This window comes from Undibacterium sp. 5I2 (assembly GCF_035019605.1).
Lineage (GTDB): Bacteria > Pseudomonadota > Gammaproteobacteria > Burkholderiales > Burkholderiaceae_D > Undibacterium.
Genome location: NZ_JASJVS010000067.1, coordinates 1 through 20,154 on the forward strand (window position 1 = coordinate 1; position 20,154 = coordinate 20,154).

Consider the following 20,154-nt stretch of genomic DNA (forward strand, 5'->3'; position numbering starts at 1 on the left):
CAAGGAACGCTGCGCGTTCCACGCTCTGCCTCCTCGGCCTGAAGGCCGAGGTTTCACGCGTAAATCTGATGAAAAATTTACCGCACGGCATAGTGCATATTGGCGACAAGGACCAAGCTGCTTTAACGAAGTCGCAAAAGTTATTCAATAAACTGATCAAGAAAATTGATAGCGAGCGTAAGCATCTGCTCGAATGGCAAACGATGATTCCGCTGCTGCAACAAAAATTTGCCAAAGAATTACAACCACACTTACACACCCTCGATGCGCTCAGGATACGGCTGGTAAAATTGTTTGATCAGTCGCATTCCAGCAAAGGCTATACGAAAAAAGAAAAAGAAAAATTAAGCGATATTGTCTCTACGGTTGCCGTTGACCTCGTTGCTAACCATGACGATGAAGACTTAAAAAAGATTTACAACAAGCATAGCGGCGCAGATTTTGATGCCGAATCCTTGGAGCAAGAAATGGCGATGAAAGCGGCGATGGAAGACCTGCTAGGTATTGATCTGGGCGAGGATTTCGACGCGCGTTCGCCAGAAGAAATGATGGCACATCTCCATGAAAAAATGCAGGAAAAAATTACCCAACAAGAGCAATTGGAACAAGCGCAAAGTGAGCGTCAGAGCAAACGAAAAAAGTCGGCCAAGACGCTTGCCAAAGAAGCACAGCAGCAAGAGGAAAGCCAGAATATCAGCCAATCGATACGCGAAGTCTATCGTAAATTGGCCAGTGCCCTGCATCCCGATCGTGAGCTAGACTCGCTTGAACGCGCGCGCAAGACAGCACTGATGCAACGTGTGAATGTCGCCTACGATGCCAAGGATCTGTTGAAATTATTAGAACTGCAGTTGGAAGTGGAACAAATCGATCAAGCCAGCATCAATAGCATGTCGGAACAACGCTTAAAATATTACAATAAAATTTTAAGCGAGCAATCTAATGAACTTCAGCAAGAAGTCATGGCACTCAAATACACACTCAGCATGCATATTGGTCTTTCTCCAGAGATGTTGCGTTCACCGAATACGGTGCTGCAATTGATGGACTGCGATATTGAGCAAGCTAAGCGTGATATTAGCGGTTTGGAAAATGACTTGGTCTTATTCGCAGAGAGCAAAGCAGTGAAAGATTTTCTGAAAACTTATCGCGTTCCAGACTATTCTATGTATGAAGACTCGCCCTATTAATTCACTTACCTGAAAGCCTCTATGCGCTTGCTTATTTCCCTGATATTTCCTTGGCTGACTTTTTTCACGATAGGCCGTCCGATTGCCGGCATTATTTGCCTGCTCCTGCAAATAACCATCATCGGCTGGGTACCGGCAGCAATTTGGTCCGTCTATGCCTTAGGGCAATACAAGACCGACCAAAAAATCGAGAAAGCCATGAATCAACGAGCTGGCTGAAATGGCGCTCAGGCTACTTTAAATTTGCCAATTTCTTGCTGTAAATTTTCTGCTTGATCATTCAGTGCCGCAGCGGCGGCACTGGTTTGTTCGACTAAGGCGGCATTGTGTTGAGTGTTTTCATCGAGCTGCTGGATGGCATCGCTGATTTGCGTCAAGCCGGCCGCTTCCTCTTTTGCCGCGACAGAAATTTCACCGAGGTAAGCGCTGATCTGGCGCGCATTATTAACCATCGTTTCCATGCTTGCCCCAGCCCGTTCGACGATCTTACTGCCGGCCGATACGTGCTCAACGCTGGTTGAAATCAAACTCTTGATTTCATCTGATGCCGCCGCACTACGATGTGCCAAATTCCGGACTTCACGGGCGACCACGGCAAAGCCGCTGCCTTGGTCGCCGGCGCGCGCTGCTTCCACGGCCGCATTCAGGGCCAAGATATTGCTTTGAAATGCAATGCCATTGATGACGCCGACAATCTCCTTGATCTTGCTCGACGAAGTATGAATCTCGCGCATGGTGCGCACAACTGCTCTGATCTCGACCCCGCCTTGTTCTGCCACCTTGGCATTGTCTGCGGCAAAATGCGCGGCGCTGTCTGCTTGTTGCGCACTATTGTGGACTGCCGCTCCGATTTCTTCCATCGTCGATGATTGCTCCTCCAGCGAGGCCGCGGCCGACTCGGCACGCGCCGACAGATCGAGGCTGGCGGCCGCAATTTCAGCACTGGCTGCATGCAAGGCATGGGCAGAATGACGCACGGTTCTGATGAGCGTGTGCAAAGACTCATAAGCATGACGCAGATCGATAATCACTTGCGCCGGCTCATCTTTTCCCCATGGCAAAGCAGGTGCGGTACGCAAGTCACCGGCACGCATTTCCCTCAGATGTTTGCTGATCAAATTCAATCCGCCACTGGTCACCAAATAGAAGGTATAAAATCCATAGCCGGCGGCGAGATTACTCGTGATCAACATCAGCGAAATGATGCTGAGCTTTTGCTGCAATCCGCTAATGCGTTCCAGTAAAACCTTATCGAGCACTGTCATCAAGCGCTCGGCGAATACATATTGCGCTTCGATGGCATGGTTGGCCGTGCTCAGATAGGCGGCCTGCACATGAGCCGCATAGTCTTGCTGATTAATCACACTCTGTCTTGCCAAAGTAAAGAATGCGGCGGTATCTTGCAACGTTTGCTTGGACTGGACTTGCTCGCTTAATTGCGGATCGTTCGCCTTGACCTTAGCCAGATTGGATAACATCCGTGCGGTCTGAAACTCGGCTATCGGTATCCAATTTGCTAGCGCGCTTTGCTGTTCTTTGGTGATCCGTCCGGCTTTCAGAATGGACAAACCGAAGCCGCGTAGTTTTCCGGTATTTTCTATCATATCTGGCAAGCGAGCAAACACGGTATCCATCAGGTAGAAACTGTTGATTTCCGGATCTAAAGTCAGATTCGATCCATCTGTCACTTGTTCCATCAAGTTGATCAATGACTGAATATAGGCAGTATGACGCGCAAACACGACTGCAGGATCGAGCGGCTCGGTAGTCGCTGCGAGCGCCGTTTGCATATCGGCATAAACTCTGGCGCTACCCAGTTCGGCACCGAGCCGATGTTCTGTGCGATCGAGCATGCGCTGCGCTTCATGTAATTGTTCTGTTACCGATGCGCGTGTGCCAGGGCTGATGCCTGTAATTGCCGCAGCAACGGCATCGCGCCGCGCTTGTTGCGCCAGATCGAGCGTGCGAAATATTTGCCGATTGTATTCAACGCCGATCCGTTCTTTTGCTGAAAACTGTAAACTCTCCAACACGTTCGCATAATACGACCAAGTCAGTACCGATAAGGGAATGAGGAACAACAAGCAAATCAGCAGTGCTTTTGATTTGAAACCCAAGTTACGCATCAGCACAACGCCTGGCATCCACAGGCCATGGGCCTGGAATGCAGAGCGCGGAGTAGCAGAGGCTTGAAACGGCGCGGGCTGGACTGCCGGCGTTTTGCTCACGTCAGACATGATCACTATCCCTCCAAGAGTAGGCGATGTTTGAGTTTTCTGACGAGACGCCACAGCGCCGATATCGGCGTGGCTAAGTTGTGCCACTCGCAGTGAGCAAATATAGGGCGAGAATTAGCCTTCTTGCATCAGTTATCAATTAAACCATGTTACGAATCAGGCGTACAGGCACTTATCGTCACAAGATTTCTGAAAGAAATGATGCACGTGCAGCAAAAAATAAGGGGAGGGGCGAGTGGCGCAGAATTACTGAGCAAACCATGCGCAGTCAGCCCAGAGGCTTGCTGCGCATAGCGATCTGTTAGAACGGCAAGCTGTCTTTGAACGAAGGCCGTTCCGACAATTTATCGTGCAGCTTGGCGAGATTGGGGTAGTCGTTGCGCCAATTGATTTCGGGGAAGCGGAAACTGAGCCAAGCCAGCGCGCAGGTGACGCTGACATCGGCCAAGGTCAAGTGATTACCAGCGCAAAAAGCGGTATCGGCCAAACCGGTCGACATCGCCAGCAGGCCGGTATTGACTTTATCCATCTGCCGCGCAATCCAAGCGGCGCTTTGTTGTTCCACTGGACGCAGCATGTGCTCGAGACGTACCAAGATCGCGGCGTCGAGTACGCCGTCAGCCAAAGCTTCCCAGCATTTGACTTCAGCGCGTTCACGACCTAGCCCGGGAATCAGCTTACCGACTGGCGTGAGGGTGTCGAGATACTCAACGATGACGCGGGAATCAAACATCGCACCGCCATCGTCCATGAGCAGGCAAGGCACTTTACCAAGTGGATTAGAAGCAAGAATTTTACTGTCGGCCGACCAGACATCTTCCAGCACGAAATCGCAGTCGAGTTTTTTTTCCGCCAGGACAACGCGGACCTTACGAACATAGGGGCTGCTAGTGGAACCAATGAGTTTCATATTTTAAGCAAGAATAATTTGAGGCTGATTATAGCATCGACCACCGCCACCACCGCAGTGCGGCACGGGGTATCGCGCAAGTGCAAGCATGCAATACTCGGTGACAAGGCGGTTTGAGATGGTAAAATCGTGGTTTGCGCGTAAAAAACCCAATAAGCCGATGGAAATCGTGTCTTTTAAGACTTTCCTCAGTTTAACAAATTTTAATAATTTGTTGTTTTTTGCGTAAGGCTTTCTATCACCCCTTCCACATCGAGCGATCATGTCCCTATCCTCTCTTTCCGCCCTTTCTCCGCTTGACGGCCGTTATGCTGCCAAAGTTGATGCTTTGCGCACTACTTTGTCGGAATCCGGCTTCATGCATCACCGGGTTAAAGTTGAAATTTCTTGGTTACAAGCGCTGTCACAAGCGGGTTTTCCTGAAATTCAGGCTTTTTCCAGCGCGGCCAATGCCGTGCTCGATCGCATCGTGGCTGAGTTTTCGGAAGCCGATGCCGCCAACATCAAAGAAATCGAAGCGGTGACTAACCATGATGTCAAGGCGGTTGAATACTGGCTCAAAGATCAGGTCAAGGATGTGCCGGAACTCGTCGCTGCCAGTGAATTCATTCATTTCGCCTGTACTTCTGAAGATATCAACAATACTTCGCACGGCATGATGCTTAAAACCGCACGTGACAATGTGATGTTGCCGGCACTGCAAAAACTGATCGCGCGCCTGACCGAACTGGCGCATGACAATGCCGATGTGCCTATGCTCTCCCGCACGCATGGTCAAACTGCCAGCCCCACCACACTGGGTAAAGAAATGGCCAATGTCGTCGCACGTTTGCAGCGCGCCATCAAACGCATCGCCGAAGTAGAAATTCTCGCTAAAATGAATGGTGCGGTCGGCAATTACAATGCCCATCTGGCGGCCTATCCGGAGCACGACTGGGAGAGTTTTTCCAAAAACGTCATCGAACAAAGACTGGGACTGACTTACAATCCCTACACGATACAGATAGAACCGCATGATTACATGGCGGAAATGTTTGATGCCTTCGCTCGCGTGAATACCATTTTGCTCGATCTCAACCGCGACATCTGGGGTTACATTTCGGTCGGTTATTTCAAACAAAAAACCAAGGCCGGTGAAATCGGTTCCTCGACCATGCCGCATAAAGTCAATCCGATTGATTTTGAAAATTCGGAAGGCAATCTCGGTCTGGCCAATGCTTTGCTGCGTCATTTGTCGGAAAAATTGCCGATTTCTCGTTGGCAGCGTGACCTGACCGATTCCACCGTGCTGCGCAATATCGGTGTGGCTTTTGGCTACACCCTGCTGGCGTATGACAGTTGCGTGCGCGGTTTGAATAAGCTCGAAACCAATCCGCAACGCCTGGCCGCCGATCTCGACGCGACCTGGGAAGTGTTGGCTGAGCCAGTACAAACCGTGATGCGCCGCTACGGCATTGCCAATCCGTATGAGCAATTGAAAGAATTGACTCGCGGCAAAGGCGTCTCGAAAGAAACTTTGCGTGAATTCATAGCCACGCTGGCGATTCCCGAGCAAGCCAAGGCTTTGTTGCTGGAAATGACTCCAAGCAACTACATCGGTATCGCTGCCAAGCTCGCTAAGGCAGTTTAAGCACGCGCATTGAATTATTGCTGCCAATTTGGGCGTGACGATGCACTTCGTCACGCTGCTTTAGCGCTACACCAAGGCCCGATTCCGCGCCCCCCTACTTTCTTCCCCACCCTCGTCCTGCTTTGCCGTCGAACAACTTATTCGATCGTCGCAAAAGCCTGATGGACGCTTTTTTACACCTGAAGCACCGCATACCTCATCATTCCTGCATGCCGCAGCCTCGTCATTCCCGCATGCCGCAGCCTCGTCATTCCCGCATGCCGCAGCCTCGTCATTCCCGCATGCTTTTGGCGGGAACCCAGTGTCGTTTTTAGCACTGAAAACACCATCATTTCTGGCATTTTCAGTTAAGCACGAACGTCGCTGGGTTCCTGCCAACAGCGCGCAGGAATGACGTGGCCACCAGTCGGGGTAATGATGCCGACTGAAAACCCTTTTGCGACAGCCTCTGAAGGCCGGGGTTTCAAACCCTGGTCAGATTGTTGATGAAAACAGGCAATTTTTGCGTGTTTCAAGCAGACTTGAACTTTTTTTGCTATATTAGTTCTAACGCGAACTAATTAATTCACCTGGATACCTAAATGAAAACTGTAGAACGCTACCCCCTTTCACTGATTGCCTTGCATTGGCTGCTGGCCGCTTTCATCGTGGCCGCCTTTGCACTTGGCACCATCATGACGGATATGAAGTTCAGCCCCACCAAGTTGCAATATTATTCTTATCACAAGTGGTTGGGTGTGACCGTACTCGGGCTGGCCGCCATTCGTTTGCTGACACGTTTGTTGAGCCAAGTACCGGCACCGGTGGCCGGCATGAGTGCTTGGCAAGCCAAGGCCGCTGAATGGACCCACGTTTTCTTATACGTACTGATGTTTGCCGTGCCGCTGTCGGGCTATTTCTATACTTCCGCCGCCGGCTACCCAGTGGTCTACCTCGGTTTGTTTGAATTACCGAGCTTGATCGGGCCTTCCCCTGAAATCAAAGATGTCTTGAAAGAAGTCCACGAACTACTGACGAACGTCATGCTCGCTACCGTCCTGCTGCATGTGGCCGGTGCATTGAAACACCAGTTCATCGATAAAGATGGCTTACTGGCTCGTATGATCCCGGGCAAATCGGCGCGCTGAGGCGACCCTGCTCCCCCCTTACCAAGGATAATAATGACATTTTCTCCAAGCAGCAAACCCTTACTGTTGAGTGCACTGGCCATGGCCATTGCGCTGCCGGCCTTGGCTGCGGTCAGTCAACTCGATGCCTCGAAAAGTACGGTCGGCATCGTTTTCAAACAAATGAATGTGCCGGTCGATGCCAAGTTCAAAAAATTCAGCGCCAGCATCGATTACCAAGCGGCCAAACCGGAAGCATCGAAAGCCAGCGTCGAAATCGACTTGGCCAGTTTTGATCTCGGCGACGCGGACTACAACAAGGAAGTCTTGAAGAAAGAATGGTTTAATGCCGCCCAATTCCCGAAAGCCACTTTCGTCGCTACCAGCATGAAACTCGCGGCGGCCGGCAAACTCGATGTCAGCGGCACCTTGAGCATCAAGGGCAAAACCAGCAATGTCAGCTTTCCCCTGAGCGTCAAGCAAGATGGCAACAAGCAAATTTTCGACGGCAGTCTGCCGATCAAACGCTTGGCCTTCAATATAGGCGAAGGCGAATGGAAGGACACCGGCATGGTTGCCGATGAAGTCGTGATCAAGTTTCATGTCGTTACCACCCAGTAATCCCCCCCGCAGCAGTCCACTTCACGGACTGCTGCATCCCCCACCCCGTCAGGAGTCATTCCATGCAATTGAGTAAATTCATCGCCGCAGCCCTCGTCATCAGCGCCGCACCGGCTTTTGCCGACAACTACACGATAGAACCGAACCATACCTATCCAAGTTTTGAAGCCGATCATTTCGGCGTATCTGTATGGCGCGGCAAGTTCACTAAAACCAGCGGCAACATCGTGCTCGATCGCGTGGCCAAGACCGGTACGGTCGATATCGTCATCGATGCCGCTTCGATTGATTTCGGTCATGAAAAAATGAACGAACATGCCAAAACCAAAGATATGTTCAATGTCGCCCAGTTCCCGACCGCGACTTACAAAGGCACATCGATGAAATTTGAAGGCGACAAACCGGTTTCGGTTGACGGCACCTTCACTTTGTTGGGCGTGAGCAAGCCATTGACACTTAAAATCAATAAATTCACTTGCATACAACATCCTATGTACAAAAAAGAAGTGTGCGGTGCCGATGCCAGCGCTGAATTCAACCGCAGCGATTTCGGTTTGAACTACGGTTTGCCGAAATTTGCACCAGGTGTAAAACTGCAGATTCAAGTCGAAGCGATTCGTGCTGACTAAGTAGTGTGAAGTAGATCAGGAAACCGCATCACCGACCCGTGACATTCCGGGTCGGCTTTCACTTTAGATGGTTTATCATGGGCACACGCCACCTCCGCAGCATCCGTTTGCTGGCCGAGTGCATGCAATTGTTTGAACAAGCATCCGCCCGCCAGGTCAAGCAATTCGGCTTGACCCATCCACAGTTCGATATCCTCGCAACGCTGGGCAACACCGCCGGCATGACTTGCAAAGAACTCGGTGAAAAAACCCTCATTACTAAAGGCACACTGACCGGTGTGCTCGACCGTTTGGAACAGAAAGGCATCGTTGAACGCGAACGCGGCAACTGTGACCGCCGTCAGTTATTCATCAAATTAAGTCCATACGGACAAGCAACGTTTGAGAAAATTTTTCCGCAAATAGTAGAAAATGGCACACAAGCTTTTCTCGATTACACGTCGGCCGATTATCTGGCCTTGGAAACGATGCTCGGCACGCTGAAACAGAATTTGACGGCCCTGCAAGCAGCGCCGTTATCCTGTCCCAAACCCTGATTACAAGCTGTCGCCCAGCACCGGACCGCGGCCGCTGAAACGCTCGAGTGCCAGATAAATCACGGGCGTAATGAAGAGGGTGATGGCCTGTGAAAAAATCAAACCACCCACCACCGCCAAGCCCAAGGGTTGACGCAATTCGGCACCGGCACCCAAACCCATGGCGATCGGCAATGCACCGACCAGCGCTGCCAAGGTAGTCATCATGATAGGCCGGAAGCGCTGTATGCAGGCTTCACGGATGGCCTGCAGTGGCGTCATCTGTTGGTGACGCTGCGCATCGAGCGCGAAATCGATCATCATGATGGCATTTTTCTTGACGATGCCGATCAAGAGCAAAATCCCTATGGTCGCGATCAGGGTCAAGTCTTGACCAAACCATTGCAAGGTCAGCAGCGCCCCGACGGCTGCCGAGGGCAAGCCGGCCAGAATGGTGAGCGGATGAATATAGCTCTCATACAACACCCCGAGCAAGACATAGATCACTAACAAGGCGGCGATGACCAGCACCACTTGTCCCGACTGAGTATCCTTGAACACCGCGGCATCACCGCCGTAACTGCTGATGATGGCCGAGGGCATAGCGATCTCGGTACGGTAGGCATCGATGCGTTTGGTCGCCTCACCGAGTGCTGCGCCCGGCGCCAGATTGAATGACAAAGTCACCGCCTGTAATTGCCCAACATGATTGATGGAACTCGGCCCTACGCTGCGCTTGACGGTGGCCACACTGTTGAGCGGTACCAAGCTGCCATTACTACTGCGCACATAGATGCCATTGATGCCGCGTTCATCTTGCTTGCTCTCGGGGGTCACCTCGAGAATCACTTGGTAGCTGTCAACACTGGTATAAATCGTGCTGATCTGACGCTCACCAAAAGCACTGTAGAGTGCCGAGCGGATACTATCCATGTTCAGGCCCAAGGCATTGGCGCGGTCACGGTCTATATCGATCGAGGCTTGCAAACCTTTGAGCTGGGAATCGCTGGTAACATCTTTAAACACGGGATCGCTGCGCAGTTTTGCTTGCAAACGATCGGCCCAGCTATTGAGTTCGCCACTTTCGACACTTTGCAAAATATATTGATACTGGCTCTTGCTCTGACGACCACCGAGTTGCAGATTTTGGGTAGGTCGCAAGAACACATTGATACCGGCCACCGTGCGTAATTTTTGGCGCAAGCCATCGACTACTTCAGGCATCGTCGCGCGCTGGTCGCGCGGCTTGAGATTGACAAACATGCGCCCGGTATTTTGGGCACCGTTACCACCATTGAAAGAGGCCACCGTCGCCACATTCGGATCATTGCGCAAAATGGTGGCTGCCTGTTCTTGCAAGGCCAACATGGCTGGGAAGGAAATATCTTCGGCCGCCTCGGTCGAGACATTAATCTGCCCGATATCTTCTTGCGGAAAAAATCCTTTGGGAATGACGATGAACAAATAGGCTGTCGCGATAAAGCTCAGCAGTGCCACCATCAGCACGAAGCGGCGATACTGCAAAGCCAGATCGAGGCCGCGCGTATACAGCGCCAGCGACCAATTGAAAGCACGTTCAAACACATGGAGAATAGCGCCGATGGCCGGTGGCGGCGCACGTAGTTCGTGTTCATTTTTGAGGAAGCGACTTGCCAGCATAGGCACCAAGGTCAGCGCGACAAAGGCTGAAGCGACAATCGCCAAGCTAACGATGACGGCAAATTCATGGAACAATTGACCGATCACGCCGGGCATGAAGAAAATCGGTATGAACACGGCGATGAGCGAAGTGGAAATCGAGATGATGGTAAAGCCGACTTCACGCGAACCCTTAAGCGCCGCTTGAAACGGCGGCATGCCCTCTTCGACGTGGCGCATGATGTTTTCCAACATGACGATGGCATCGTCGACCACCAATCCGACCGCCAAGGTCAAGCCGAGCAAAGAAATATTATCGAGCGAATAGCCGAAGGCCCAGAGCAAACCGATGGCACCGATCAAGGATACCGGCAAAGACAGGGTGGGAATCAAGGTCGCCATCAAATGCCGCAAAAACAAAAAGATCACCACCACCACCAAGACGATGGTCAGCATCAGGGTTAAATTGACGTCGTGCAACGCCTCCCGGACTGACAGCGAGCGATCATTCACCAAGCCGATTTTGACTGAGGCCGGCAATTGCGCGGCGAAACCGGGCAAGGCGGCTTTGATGGCATCGACCACTTGCACCGTATTGGCATCGTTCTGGCGTTGTATCGCCAAAGTGATCGAACTTTCACCGTTGTAGCTTGAAGCCGATTTGATCAATTCATAACTATCTTCCACCGTGGCGACATCACGCAAACGTATTACCAAACCGTCTTTGTTACCGACGACCAAAGAAGCGAATTCGCCGGCATTGACCAATTGCTTATTTGCCAGCACGGTCAGGGTTTGCTTGTCGCCATCGAGCGTACCAACCGGCGTATTGGCGTTGGCGCTGCGTATCGCCGTCGCCAATTCATCGAGCGTCATGTTACGCGCCGCCAACTCGCTCGGCTTACTGCGGATCCGCACGGCATAGCGCTTGATACCGTAAATACTCACTTGAGCAACGCCGTTGAGGGTAGACAGACTCGGTGAAATCAAGTGTTCGGCATAGCTGGTCAATTCCGACAAACTCAGCGAGGGCGAGGTCATTGCCAGAATCAGCACCGGCGCATCGGCCGGATTAACTTTGCGATACGCCGGCGGTGCCGTCATATCTGCTGGCAAGGAGCGTTGCGCACGCAATAGGGCCGCTTGAACATCGACGGCGGCCACATCAATATTGCGATTCTGATCAAACTCCAAAGTCAAGGAGGTGCTGCCTATGGTATTGCTGGAACTGATTACGGCCAAGCCGGGAATCGTCGCAAATTGTTTTTCCAAGGGTAAGGCGACCGAGGTCGCCATGGTTTCCGGACTCGCCCCTGGCAAAGCGGCACTGACACTGATGACCGGCGTGTTATAACTGGGTAAGGCGGCGACCGGTATAAAGCGGTAAGCGAGCACGCCGGCGACGACAATCGATAAATTGAGCAAGACCGTCATCACCGGACGACGGATAAACAGTTCCGATATATTCATAAGGCCGCCGTCTTGGCCGGATTGGCTAGAACCAGCATGCCGGGGCGCAAATTCTGTTTGCCATCGGTGATGACGGCACTGCCAGCAGGTAAGCCTTTAACTAAGGCATCGGCACCATAACTATGCGTGACTTGAACTGTTTTCAAGTCGACCTTGCCACCGGCACCCAACACATACACCGCCGATTCACGGGCACCAACGATGATCGCTGCTTGCGGGATAAGCACCGCATCTTTGATCGTTTGCACACTCATTTCCAAGTTGGCATAGGCCCCCGGCCAGAGTGCCAAGGCGGTATTATCAAAGACGGCCTTGAGTCGTATCGTGCCGGTTGCCGCATCGACGGTATTATCGACAAACTCCAAGCGGCCACGAAAACTGTCGCTACGACCCGGCAAACTGGCGAGTACAAAACTGTCGCTGCGGCGCATACTTTCCAGTGCATCAGGCAGATTAGCTTGCGGCAGTGGGAAACTGATAGCCATTTGATCCATGCGCGTGATCGTCACCAAGGCCGGAGCAGTGCTGCCGGCTTGCACCAACGAACCGGGATACACGGTGATGCTGCCGGTGCGGCCGGCCGATGGCGCGACGATGCGGTTATAGCTCAAGGCCACGCGCGCCGCATTGACGGCGGCGCGGTCAGCAGCCAACACCGCCTGTTGCGTATCGACTAAGGTTTGCGTGGTATCGACCGCACTTTGCGAGAGGAATTTTTTGCCCAACAAGTCGACGCTGCGTGCCGCCTGACGCTGATAATCGCGCAAGCTGGCTTGATCCTTTTCCAACTGCGCCTGAGCTTTGGCGAGATTGACTTCATCAGCCCGACTGTCCAGGGTAAACAGTAAAGTTCCCGCCGTCACAAACTGACCTTCTTTGATATGAACAGCGGCCACCGTGCTGCTGACTTGCGGCCGGATATCGACGGTCGTGACCGGCGTGACGACGCCACTGGCAGTCAGACGCACGGTATAGTCGGTTTGCTTGGCTAAAACGGTGGAGACGGCCACAGGCGTAGCGACAGCGGATTTGACGGCTGGTGCACTGGGTACAAAATAGTATCGATAAGCAACAAACGAAATAATTGAAACAACAATAATCGGAACGGCAATTTTTAACGAACGCATATATTTTTTTCCAATGACACTTGGCAATTAGACTGTCATAGAAAAGAAAAGTTCTGCCTCTACGCTACGTTACATTCCGTTGCATGAAGTTGCATGAGAACATCAGACCGGTGTGGTACGCAAGCTCTTGCGCAAACCCATGCTGGCGAGCAAACGGCCAAGATTTACGACATGGTTTGCCGACTTGTTTTGGCAGTCCATGTGAAAAATATTTTAGCGATGGGGATTTTTTTATGTAGGAAAAATCTGATTTTCACTTCTCAGCGCGTGGCTGTGATTTTCCGAACACGCAAAGAAAATGCCGGCACAGTGGCCGGCATTGCGTCGCTTCAAACAGCCTCAGCTTCAGACTACGGCACCGTCGGTGTCGTCTTTTTCTTTGGTCGGTTTGATCAAGTCTTCGCGTTTCACACCCAACCACATGGCGATCGCGGCTGCCACGAACACGGACGAGTAAATACCGAAGCAAATACCAATGGTCAGGGCCAAGGCAAAGTAATGCAGAGTAGGACCGCCGATGAGCAGCATCGACAAAACCATCATCTGAGTCGAGCCATGCGTGATGATGGTGCGTGAAATGGTGCTGGTGATGGCATTATCGATGACTTCGGTGACACTCATCTTGCGTTGCTTGCGGAAATTTTCACGGATACGATCGAAAATAACCACCGATTCATTGACCGAATAACCGAGCACGGCCAACACCGCTGCCAGCACCGACAGATTGAATTCCCACTGAAAGAAAGCGAAGAAACCGAGGATGATGATGACGTCATGTAAGTTGGCGACGATGGCAGCAACGGCGAATTTCCATTCGAAGCGTATGGCCAAATAAATCATCACACCCAATACAACGAAGAGCAAGGCCATCAAACCATCGTGGGTGAGTTCTTCACCGACTTGCGAGCCGACTTGCTCTACCCTTTGCAGCGTGACATCAGGGTTGACTGCGCGCAGCGCTTGAAACACGGTTTTCGATTGGTCATCGGAAGTGACATTTTTCTTTGGCAAAGGCAGACGGATCACCACGTCTTGTGCCTTGCCGAAAGTTTGTACCGGGACGTCGACATAGCCGAGTTGCTCAACTGTTTTGCGGATGGTGTCGACGTCGGCCGCTTGGGCATACGAGACTTCCATGACAGTGCCGCCGGTAAATTCTACCGAGAAATGCAAGCCTTTGTGCAATAGAAAAAATACCGCGGCGACGAAGGTCAAGGCGGAGATGACATTGAAGATCAGCGCGTGACGCATGAACGGTATGTCTTTTTTAATGCGGAATAATTCCATGATATCTGCCTTATTGTCCGGTGCTGCCGAAACGACCGCACCTTGAAATTTCTGCTCATTCATTGCGCGCTGTCGCCATCTGGCGCAGCGCGCATTATCTGCTGCTCTTGCGCGAGTCCGCGCTTATTTCGCGATGTCTTCGGCAGGTTTCCAGATTTGACCGATAGACAGAGCCGTGAGTTTTTTCTGCCGACCGTACCACAGATTAACCACGCCGCGCGAGACAAACACGGAAGAGAAAATCGAGGTCAAAATACCGAGACAATGGACCACGGCAAAGCCTTTGATCGGGCCTGAACCGAAAATCAACAGTGCCAGACCGACGATGAAGGTGGTGACGTTGGAATCGAGAATCGTCGCCCACGCATGGCCAAAGCCTTCTTCAATCGCTTTTTGCGGTGATTTTCCGGCGCGCAGTTCTTCGCGGATACGCTCGTTGATGAGTACGTTGGCATCAATCGCCATACCGAGCGCGAGCGCGATCGCCGCAATCCCTGGCAGGGTCAGCGTGGCTTGCAACAAGGATAGCAAAGCTACCAGCAAAAGCAAATTGACCGACAGAGCGATGACGCTGAAAAAACCGAACAGCATGTAGTAAGTCACCATGAACAGCGAAATTGCGGCGAAACCATACAAGGTCGAGTTGCGGCCTTTGGCGATGTTTTCTACCCCGAGCTGCGGGCCGATGGTGCGTTCTTCGATGATTTCCATCGGTGCGGCCAAGGAACCGGCGCGCAGCAACAGCGATAAGTCGGCAGCCGCGCCGGCCGAGCCCATGCCGGTGATTTGGAAACGGGTACCGAGTTCATCGTTGATGGTCGGGGCGATCAAAACTTCGCCCTTACCTTTTTCAAACAAGACGATGGCCATGCGCTTGCCAACCCGAGTACGGGTGGCTTCGCGCATTTTGCGGCCGCCGTCGCCATTGAGTTCCACGCTCACCGATGGTTGTTGATGCTGATCGAAACTGGCCGATGCACTGGTGATGTAATCACCGGTGACGACCGGGTCTTTCGAAAGTATCAACCATTCGCCGCCGCGATTGCCTTTGTACAATTCCGAATTGAAGGGAACTGCGGTAGTGGCATCGACCGGACCGATCACGCTGTCATCAAGCAAGCGGACTTCGAGGGTAGCAGTACGACCGATGATTTCCTTGGCGCGCGCGACATCTTGCACACCTGGCAATTGCACGACGATACGGTCTGGGCCTTGTTGTTGAATGATAGGTTCGGAAACACCGAGTTCATTCACGCGTTTCGACAAGGCCGTGATGTTTTGTTTCACGCCTTCGGTGACCACGGCTTTCAGGGCTTCCGGCTTGAGCGTGGCTTGCAGGTCAAACTGGCTGGCGTCGCTGCTGACGCTGTCGACGAAGTCGATGTCGCTGAGCTGAGCCGTCAATACTGCTTTGGCAGCAGTACGGGTGGCGGCATCGCGAAACGCGATCGCCACGGCGTCGCCGCTGCGGCTGATGCCGGCGTGACGGATTTCTTTGTCACGCAAGGTGGTGCGCACGGTCGATTGCAAACCTTGCACGCGCTTATTGAGCACGGCTTTGGTATCGACTTGCATGAGAAAATGCACACCGCCACGCAGATCGAGCCCGAGATACATAGGCAGGGCATTGAGACTTTGCATCCACTTCGGCGTATTCGAGAGCAAATTGAACGCCACCGTGTAGGTCGGATCGGCTGGATCGGTATTGAGTGCTTTTTCGAGCACGTCTTTAGCTTTGAATTGAGCGTCGGTGTCGCTGAAACGAGCGCGTACCGATCCTTGCATGCCGTTGAAATCGTAGAATATGCCATTATCGGCAAGGCCAGCTTGTTGCAAAGCTGCCGAGACGCGGGCTTTCATACTATCGTCGATCTTGACGGTCGATTTGGCGCTGCTGATTTGTACCGCCGGCGAATCGCCGAAGAAATTCGGTGCGGTATATAAACCGCCGAAAATCAGCGCAAACAAAATCAACAAATACTTCCAGAGTGGGTAGCGATTCATAATTAAGAAAGAAATGGAAGCGGTGAAAGCACAACGCAGCCCCGATTACTGCTGGACTGCGTTGCCGAGAATTGATTAAATCGCCTTAATCGTGCCTTTAGGCAACAACATGGTGATTGCCACTTTCTGTACCACGATTTCTGTGCCGCTGGACACTTCCAGCGTGACATAGCTTTCAGTGACTTTGACGACCTTGCCTAATACGCCACCGGAAGTGACAACTTCATCACTTTTTGCCAGCGCATCCATCATCGCGCGTTGTTCTTTTTGACGCTTCATTTGCGGGCGTATCATGAGGAAATACAAGACCACAAACATCAGTACCAGAGGCAAAAAACTCATCAGGCTACCGTCGCCACCAAGGCTGGCGAGGCCGCCCGAAGATTGTGCATAAGCGTTGGAAATAAACACGTTCAAACTCCGTTCATGGATAAAATAAGATTGTCGGGTCACAGCGACCGAGACGAAGCAGATCAGGCCGACCGAGCCGATTTCAAGCTCAGAGGCACTGCAACCCGCCATTCTAGCATTGCTAGCTTTACTTTTCGCAGATTCGATGACGATCAATATTGCCAAAAAACAAGTTATGGATGTCGAATAGATATGACAGCAAGCCATTTACGCGCTATGTACGGTGCACGGCTCGCCGCTACCAACTCGCGCGCAAACCCAGTGATCCGGTACTGGTATGGCGGACCGCTGTTTCCCCGCCACCACCAAAATATTCGGCACGCGCATATAAACTGACGCGCGAATTGAGCGCGAGCTCAAAGCCACCGGCTAAGCCGATTGCCGTGTAGCCGGTGTGGCTGCTGATATCGGTCGTTGAATCGCTGATAAAACGGCTGATGGCCGCACCCTGATTGCCGTGATAAACATTGACACTGAGCTCAGGTTCGAGCAAGCCTGCCGAGCTCTCGAGCCGAGCTTGCAGATGTAGGCCGGCACGCACATTCCATGCGCTGCCCTGATGCTGCTGCACACTAGCACCAACAATGCCGACCTCATCGATATGAAAAGCTTGATGGATCAGTTGCAACTGCGGTTGCAGCTTCCAGCGCGGACTGAGCGGCACTGGCAGGCCGACTTCCAGCGAAGCGGTCAAGCTGCGTGCGGCACCAGCGACCGTTGAACTGCTGTTGGGCATGGCACTGTAATGGTCGGTCCCGCCTTGTAGCACCAGATCGATATAGCGCTGCCCGACATCGGTATAGTTGAGATAAGCGCCGGTGTACTGTGCCCGCAAGCTGTTCGATCCCAATTGCCCGCTTTTGCCGCCAGCAAAACCGCTGACCTGTGCACTGCCATCGACGTTGCCGAGGTAAGCACCGGCACGCCAGCCGTGACTGGCATAGAGGTCGCTGCCGGCTTGAAAACCGCTGACATGGCCGGCGCTTGCGGCTTGCAACAGACCTTGTTGTGTCAATGTGACATTCGTCGCCAGCGCACGCCCCCAGGCGTGGCGTTGATCCGACTCGGGCGTAAGGTTCGAGGTGTCCAGCGAACGCAGCGCCGCATTGGCTGCGCCGGCACGCTGACTCAAACTGCCCAGCATGGCCATATCGGCCTGCATCAGTTGCGCTGGGATGGCCGCTAACAGCGGCGCTTCCAGACGATAGGCCGTCACCGGTGCGGCCGCCGCGCTTGCTACAACTTGGGTACGCAGGAACCAATCTTCACCGGCACCCTTGGCATCGGCCGCATACAAGCGATATTGGTAAGCACCGACATCGACATGGTTGTCGCTGGCCACCGCCTTCGTGCCAAACGATTGTGCACTCGGCGCGTGCGCCGTCACGGCGGCGCTGGAACCCGCCAGCGTAAAGGCATCTTTACTGGTTTGAGCAGTCGTACTGGCACCGTTGCGTGCAGCAATGACTTTGATACCATCACCACTGGTGGCCGCTCCCAGCCCACCAAGATTGACCAAGCGAATCTGTGTGCTGCCGCTGGCACTGGCACGGGTACCGTCGAGTACCAACATATCGCTCACCGCAGCACTGTTGAAGCTGCTACCAAGTTGCAATACAGCATTTTTTCCGACATAGGCACCGGTCACCGTCAGCGTCGTGCCAGCTGCCGTACCGAGCAAGGAGACCGTACCATTATTGCTCAATGCGGCGATGGTTTGGCCCAGACCGGCCAAATCCAGGCTGGCCCCGGCCGCGACGGTGTGGGCCGACGCCGCACTAAGGCTGTTGGCGGCACCGGCCTGTAAGCTACCGGCCGAGATGGTAGTCGGCCCGCTGTAGCTATTCACGCCGCTCAGAATTTGCACGGCGTTGCCGACTTTATTGAGCGACATGCCAGCACTGCCATCGGCGATGCTGCCGGAAAAATTCGCGCCGGCATTGCCGCCGCCGACGCTGAGCAGGGCCACCGCGAGTCCGCTATTACTGATGCTGCCGGCACCACTCAAACTGGCGATGGCTTGACTGTTGCCAGCCAAATCGAGACTCGCTCCGGCAGCAATCTGGACGCTCGAATTTTGTCCTAATGCGTTTACCACACCAGTTTTCAAGCTGCCGGCAGCGATCGTCGTCGCGCCGGTGTAGCGGTTCAAGCCAGTGAGCGTCAAACTGCCTGTGCCGCTTTGGCTGACACTACCACTGCCACTGATGGCATTGTTCACGACAATGGCATCGCTGCGATTGAACACCAGATGACTGTTATTGCTGACAGCACCGCTGCCCAAGCTGCCCAAGGCGGCTCCGGCCCCCACTTGCAAGGTTCCGGCAAGTATCGTCGTGGTACCGCTGTAGCTATTGTTACCACTGAGAATCTGGGTACCATCGCCAACTTTACTCAGCGCCATGGCACTGACACCATCTTGCATGCGACCGGCAAATTGACTGGAATTGTTATTGCCGCCGGTACTCAATATCGCGACGGTCGCGCCACTATTGCTCAGCGTGCCGCCACTGCCAGACAAAGAGCCGACAGCCTGATTATAGCCGCACAGGTCGAGCGTGCTGCCGACGCTGGTAGTGACTGCCGAATTATGCCCGAGTGCATTGGTGGCGCAGGCCCGCAAGCTACCGCCGTTGATGCTGGTCGCGCCGCTGTACGTATTGCTGCCGGACAGCGTCTGTGTGCCGCTGCCAAGTTTCGTCAGCGCCGTGGCACTGACACCATCTTGTATCGTGCCAGAAAAATTGGCTGAACTGTTATTGCTACCCGTCGTCATCGTGACCGCCGTTAGACCATTATTGCTCACCGTACCACCGCTACCAGCCAGCGAACCGATGGCTTGATTGAAACCACCGAGATCGAGCGTAGCACCAGCAGCCGTGGTGACAGCCGAGTTGCTGCCGAAGGCATTCATGGCAGCGGCGGCCAGTATGCCATTACTGACCGTGGTCGCGCCGCTGTACGTATTGCTGCCGGACAGTGTTTGCGTGCCGCTGCCAAGTTTCGTCAAGGCCGTGGCACTGACACCATCTTGTATCGTGCCAGCAAAATTGGCTGAACTGTTATTGCCACCCGTCGTCATCGCCGCCACTGTTGCACCGCTGTTTGTCACCGTACCACCAGTACCGGCCAGGGAACCGATGGCTTGATTGAAACCACCGAGATCGAGCGTAGCACCAGCGGCCGTGGTGACGGCCGAGTTGCTGCCGAAGGCATTAACCGCGCCGGCGACCAAGCTACCGTTAGTGACCGTGGTCGCGCCGCTATAGGTATTCGTACCCGCCAGCGTTTGCGTGCCGCTACCGACTTTCGTCAAGGCTGTGGCACTGACACCATCTTGTATCGTGCCAGCAAAATTGGCTGAACTGTTATTGCCACC

15 protein-coding genes are annotated in these 20,154 nt (G+C 53.1%); 7 read left to right on the forward strand and 8 right to left on the reverse strand.

Going from position 1 to position 20,154, the window contains the following annotated elements; translation table 11 throughout:
- Positions 1 to 68 precede the first annotated feature (68 nt).
- Both QN359_RS17165 and QN359_RS17170 read left to right on the forward strand, forming a co-directional pair.
- Positions 69 to 1,190 (forward strand): molecular chaperone DnaJ, encoded by a 1,122-nt coding sequence (locus QN359_RS17165; RefSeq protein ID WP_322250880.1) that lies wholly within the window; start codon positions 69 to 71, stop codon positions 1,188 to 1,190.
- Positions 1,191 to 1,211: 21 nt separating this feature from the next.
- A complete protein-coding gene (locus QN359_RS17170; protein WP_322250879.1) occupies positions 1,212 to 1,409 on the forward strand; it encodes a YqaE/Pmp3 family membrane protein in 198 nt (65 codons plus the stop codon).
- Positions 1,410 to 1,417: 8 nt separating this feature from the next.
- On the opposite strand, the gene QN359_RS17175 is transcribed toward QN359_RS17170, so the two are convergent.
- On the reverse strand, positions 1,418 to 3,427 hold the full coding sequence (locus tag QN359_RS17175; RefSeq protein WP_322250878.1) for a methyl-accepting chemotaxis protein: 2,010 nt from the start codon (positions 3,425 to 3,427) through the stop codon (positions 1,418 to 1,420).
- 301 nt (positions 3,428 to 3,728) lie between these two features.
- Positions 3,729 to 4,337, reverse strand: a complete 609-nt coding sequence (locus QN359_RS17180) for a glutathione S-transferase N-terminal domain-containing protein (RefSeq protein ID WP_322250877.1) — start codon at positions 4,335 to 4,337, stop codon at positions 3,729 to 3,731.
- 262 nt (positions 4,338 to 4,599) lie between these two features.
- On the opposite strand from QN359_RS17180, the gene purB reads away from it, so the two are divergent.
- The 5 genes from purB (at position 4,600) to QN359_RS17205 (ending at position 8,859) form a co-directional block, all read left to right on the forward strand.
- Positions 4,600 to 5,967, forward strand: a complete 1,368-nt coding sequence (gene purB / locus QN359_RS17185) for an adenylosuccinate lyase (protein WP_322250876.1) — start codon at positions 4,600 to 4,602, stop codon at positions 5,965 to 5,967.
- Positions 5,968 to 6,548: 581 nt separating this feature from the next.
- Positions 6,549 to 7,094, forward strand: a complete 546-nt coding sequence (locus QN359_RS17190; RefSeq protein ID WP_322250875.1) for a cytochrome b — start codon at positions 6,549 to 6,551, stop codon at positions 7,092 to 7,094.
- Positions 7,095 to 7,127: 33 nt separating this feature from the next.
- Positions 7,128 to 7,694 (forward strand): YceI family protein, encoded by a 567-nt coding sequence (locus QN359_RS17195; protein WP_322250874.1) that lies wholly within the window; start codon positions 7,128 to 7,130, stop codon positions 7,692 to 7,694.
- A 62-nt stretch (positions 7,695 to 7,756) separates the two neighbouring features.
- On the forward strand, positions 7,757 to 8,323 hold the full coding sequence (locus QN359_RS17200; protein ID WP_322250873.1) for a YceI family protein: 567 nt from the start codon (positions 7,757 to 7,759) through the stop codon (positions 8,321 to 8,323).
- A 77-nt stretch (positions 8,324 to 8,400) separates the two neighbouring features.
- Positions 8,401 to 8,859 carry a MarR family transcriptional regulator gene (locus QN359_RS17205; RefSeq protein ID WP_322250872.1) on the forward strand — a complete coding sequence of 153 codons (459 nt, stop codon included), beginning with the start codon at positions 8,401 to 8,403 and terminating at the stop codon, positions 8,857 to 8,859.
- Here the strand turns inward: QN359_RS17205 and QN359_RS17210 are convergent, their stop codons facing one another.
- The 6 genes from QN359_RS17210 to QN359_RS17235 all read right to left on the reverse strand — a co-directional run.
- Positions 8,860 to 11,946, reverse strand: coding sequence for an efflux RND transporter permease subunit (locus QN359_RS17210; RefSeq protein ID WP_322250871.1), 3,087 nt, complete (start codon positions 11,944 to 11,946; stop codon positions 8,860 to 8,862).
- Positions 11,943 to 13,073, reverse strand: coding sequence for an efflux RND transporter periplasmic adaptor subunit (locus QN359_RS17215; protein WP_322250870.1), 1,131 nt, complete (start codon positions 13,071 to 13,073; stop codon positions 11,943 to 11,945). The genes QN359_RS17210 and QN359_RS17215 overlap by 4 nt, the downstream gene beginning before the upstream one ends.
- Before the next feature lie 345 nt (positions 13,074 to 13,418).
- The gene (secF, locus tag QN359_RS17220; protein ID WP_322251083.1) at positions 13,419 to 14,360 is read right to left on the reverse strand and encodes a protein translocase subunit SecF; all 942 of its coding nucleotides are present in this window, start codon (positions 14,358 to 14,360) and stop codon (positions 13,419 to 13,421) included.
- Positions 14,361 to 14,483: 123 nt separating this feature from the next.
- Entirely contained in the window at positions 14,484 to 16,364 is a 1,881-nt protein-coding gene (gene secD / locus QN359_RS17225) for a protein translocase subunit SecD (RefSeq protein WP_322250869.1), read from the reverse strand.
- Between the two features lie 75 nt (positions 16,365 to 16,439).
- Positions 16,440 to 16,775 (reverse strand): preprotein translocase subunit YajC, encoded by a 336-nt coding sequence (gene yajC / locus QN359_RS17230; protein ID WP_322250868.1) that lies wholly within the window; start codon positions 16,773 to 16,775, stop codon positions 16,440 to 16,442.
- 238 nt (positions 16,776 to 17,013) lie between these two features.
- Positions 17,014 to 20,154 (reverse strand): autotransporter-associated beta strand repeat-containing protein (locus tag QN359_RS17235; RefSeq protein WP_323493600.1); only part of this gene is annotated, 3,141 nt, incomplete at its 5' end.

What these genes read in the sequence shown, in the direction of transcription:
- QN359_RS17165 (WP_322250880.1), top strand. Translation starts at nt 69, where the DNA reads ATGAAAAATTTACCGCACGGCATAGTGCATATTGGCGACAAGGACCAA.
- QN359_RS17170 (WP_322250879.1), top strand. Translation starts at nt 1,212, where the DNA reads ATGCGCTTGCTTATTTCCCTGATATTTCCTTGGCTGACTTTTTTCACG.
- QN359_RS17175 (WP_322250878.1), bottom strand. Translation starts at nt 3,427, where the DNA reads ATGTCTGACGTGAGCAAAACGCCGGCAGTCCAGCCCGCGCCGTTTCAA.
- QN359_RS17180 (WP_322250877.1), bottom strand. Translation starts at nt 4,337, where the DNA reads ATGAAACTCATTGGTTCCACTAGCAGCCCCTATGTTCGTAAGGTCCGC.
- purB (WP_322250876.1), top strand. Translation starts at nt 4,600, where the DNA reads ATGTCCCTATCCTCTCTTTCCGCCCTTTCTCCGCTTGACGGCCGTTAT.
- QN359_RS17190 (WP_322250875.1), top strand. Translation starts at nt 6,549, where the DNA reads ATGAAAACTGTAGAACGCTACCCCCTTTCACTGATTGCCTTGCATTGG.
- QN359_RS17195 (WP_322250874.1), top strand. Translation starts at nt 7,128, where the DNA reads ATGACATTTTCTCCAAGCAGCAAACCCTTACTGTTGAGTGCACTGGCC.
- QN359_RS17200 (WP_322250873.1), top strand. Translation starts at nt 7,757, where the DNA reads ATGCAATTGAGTAAATTCATCGCCGCAGCCCTCGTCATCAGCGCCGCA.
- QN359_RS17205 (WP_322250872.1), top strand. Translation starts at nt 8,401, where the DNA reads ATGGGCACACGCCACCTCCGCAGCATCCGTTTGCTGGCCGAGTGCATG.
- QN359_RS17210 (WP_322250871.1), bottom strand. Translation starts at nt 11,946, where the DNA reads ATGAATATATCGGAACTGTTTATCCGTCGTCCGGTGATGACGGTCTTG.
- QN359_RS17215 (WP_322250870.1), bottom strand. Translation starts at nt 13,073, where the DNA reads ATGCGTTCGTTAAAAATTGCCGTTCCGATTATTGTTGTTTCAATTATT.
- secF (WP_322251083.1), bottom strand. Translation starts at nt 14,360, where the DNA reads ATGGAATTATTCCGCATTAAAAAAGACATACCGTTCATGCGTCACGCG.
- secD (WP_322250869.1), bottom strand. Translation starts at nt 16,364, where the DNA reads ATGAATCGCTACCCACTCTGGAAGTATTTGTTGATTTTGTTTGCGCTG.